Raw genomic sequence first — 2,234 nt, 5'->3', positions numbered from 1 at the left:
GCCCGCCGCGAGCTCGCCCGCCTCCCGGGCGGGGGCCTCGGCGGCGGGCACATTCGGGGCGGAGTCCGCGGCGACGTCGACCATCCGGCCGGCGAGGAGCGCGGTGAGGCCCCCGGCCAGGACCAGCGCGCCGAGCACGCCGAACAGCGCGATGACGAACGCCAGGGGCGAGCGTCGTGCGCGCGGCGGCCAGCCCGGCGGCGTCACGCTCAGCCCCGGGCGGCCGCCAGGGCGGCCTCGTAGTCCGGCTCCTCGGAGATCTCGGGAACGAGCTGGGCATGACGGACCACGCCGTCGGCATCGACCACGACGACGGCGCGGGCCAGCAGGCCCTCGAGCGGACCGTCGGTCATGCGCACGCCGTAGTCGTCGCCGAAGGACGAACGGAACACGGAGCCGCTGCGGACGTGGTCGATGCCCTCGACCGAGCAGAAGCGTGCGGCGGCGAACGGCAGGTCCGCGGACACGGCCACGACGGTGGTGTCCTCGAGGTCCGCGACGCGGGAGTTGAACTCGCGGACGGAGGCGGCGCACACGCCCGTGTCCAGGGACGGGAAGATGTTCAGGATCACGCGGCGGCCGCGCAGCTCCCGCAGGGTCACCGGGGACAGGTCCGCCCCGGTGAGGGTGAAGTCGGGGGCGGGGGCACCCACCGGGGGCAGCTCACCGACGGTGTGGACGGGGGTGCTCTTCATGTGGGTCGTCGCCATGGGGACAGCCTAGGATGGGCGCGGCCGGACGGGAGCACTCCGCGCCCGGCTCGGCGGACGGCGAACACGGAGGTACCGACCATGACCGAGCCCATGACGTCCAACGTCACCGACACGGCGCTGCTGTTCGAGGGCGGGGGGATGCGCGCCGCGCTCACCTCGGCCGTGGTGGCGGAGCTGCTGCGCCAGCGGATCCACGTGGACTTCGTGGCCGGCATCTCGGCGGGCTCGTCCAACGCCGTGAACTACCTGTCCCGCGACCCGGCCCGCGCGCGGCGCTCGTTCGTGGACTTCGCCGACGATCCTCGGTTCGGCAACTGGCTGAGCTTCGTGCGCGGCAAGGGCCTGTTCAACGCCGAGTACATCTACGAGCACGCCGGCCTGCCCGAGGCGGACCTGCCCTACGACTTCGCCACGTTCCGCGCGAACCCCGCCCGGCTCGTGCTGGGCGGGTTCGACGCCGCGAGCGGCGAGACCCGCTGGTGGGACCGCTCCGACATGACCACCCTGACCGATCTGATGGTCCGCGTCCGCGCGTCGTCCACGATGCCGGTCCTCATGCCCCCGGTGCACGCCGAGGGCACCGTGTTCGTGGACGGCGCCCTCGGCGTGGACGGCGGGATCCCGCTGACCGCGGCGGAGGACGCGGGGTTCGAGAAGGTCCTCGTGGTCCTGACCCGGGAGCGCGGGTACGTGAAGCGGCCCGAGCGGTTCCCCTCGTTCTACCAGCGCACCTTCCGGCGCTACCCCGCCGTCGCGGACGCCCTGCTCACGCGCTGGCGCCGGTACAACGCGACCCGCGAGCGCCTGTTCGAGATGGAGCGGCAGGGACGGGCCTATCTGTTCGTGCCCGCGACCATGCCCATCTCCAACGGCGAGCGGTCCGTGGCCAAGCTGGCCGCCGCCCACGAGCTCGGCCTGGACCAGGTGCGCCGCGAGATGCCGGCGATCCGCGCGTTCCTGGGGCTGCCGGCGTCCCGCTGAGCCGCGCCTGCTCCGAGCGGTGGGTCAGGCCTCGGCGCGGGCGGCCGAGTCCGGCAGGCCGAACACCGAGTCGAACGCGTAGGCGTACACCGCGGCGTAGACGAGGAAGAACACGAGCAGGCCGGCCTCGATGAGGAACGCCTCCCCCAGCCCGATGCCGAGGATCAGCGCCACCGCGGGCACGAGGAACACGATCAGCCCGCCCTCGAAGCCGACGGCGTGGGCCACGCGCACCCACCAGGGTCGGCCCGTGATCCCGAGGCGGCGTTCGAGGGTCTCGAACACCGAGTTGAACACGATGTTCCACAGCAGGGCCACGGTCGAGGACACCACCGCCACGGCGAGCGAGGGCCCGCCGCCGTTGCCGAGCGCCGCCAGGATCCCGGTGGTGAAGAGGATGGCGAGCAGCTCGAAGACCACCGCGTAGACCACGCGGCGCAGCAGGGGCGTCTGGAACACGCGGCGGCGGACGAGCGCGTCCCGGCCTCCCGGGCCACGCGGCACGTCGGAGGGCGGCGCCGACGCGGGGTCGACGCCCGG

The 2,234-nt window shown here is 73.7% G+C and carries 3 protein-coding genes and 1 pseudogene; 1 reads left to right on the top strand and 3 read right to left on the bottom strand.

Annotated elements, in window-relative coordinates; all coding sequences use genetic code 11:
- Positions 1-207, bottom strand: a pseudogene (locus HMPREF3105_RS09715) (trypsin); the annotation flags it as partial.
- Positions 208-209: 2 nt separating this feature from the next.
- Positions 210-710, bottom strand: a complete 501-nt coding sequence (gene tpx / locus HMPREF3105_RS09710) for a thiol peroxidase (protein WP_036339157.1) — start codon at positions 708-710, stop codon at positions 210-212.
- Positions 711-791: 81 nt separating this feature from the next.
- Here tpx and HMPREF3105_RS09705 point away from each other — a divergent pair, with 81 nt between their 5' ends.
- Positions 792-1,694 carry a patatin-like phospholipase family protein gene (locus tag HMPREF3105_RS09705; RefSeq protein WP_070709433.1) on the top strand — a complete coding sequence of 301 codons (903 nt, stop codon included), beginning with the start codon at positions 792-794 and terminating at the stop codon, positions 1,692-1,694.
- A 24-nt stretch (positions 1,695-1,718) separates the two neighbouring features.
- On the opposite strand, the gene HMPREF3105_RS09700 is transcribed toward HMPREF3105_RS09705, so the two are convergent.
- The coding region (locus tag HMPREF3105_RS09700; RefSeq protein ID WP_246830368.1) for a PACE efflux transporter at positions 1,719-2,234 on the bottom strand (516 nt) is incomplete at its 5' end.

The sequence above is a fragment of the Micrococcus sp. HMSC31B01 genome, from assembly GCF_001816085.1.
Taxonomy (GTDB): domain Bacteria; phylum Actinomycetota; class Actinomycetes; order Actinomycetales; family Micrococcaceae; genus Micrococcus; species Micrococcus luteus.
This window is presented reverse-complemented; position numbering and strand designations above follow the sequence as displayed.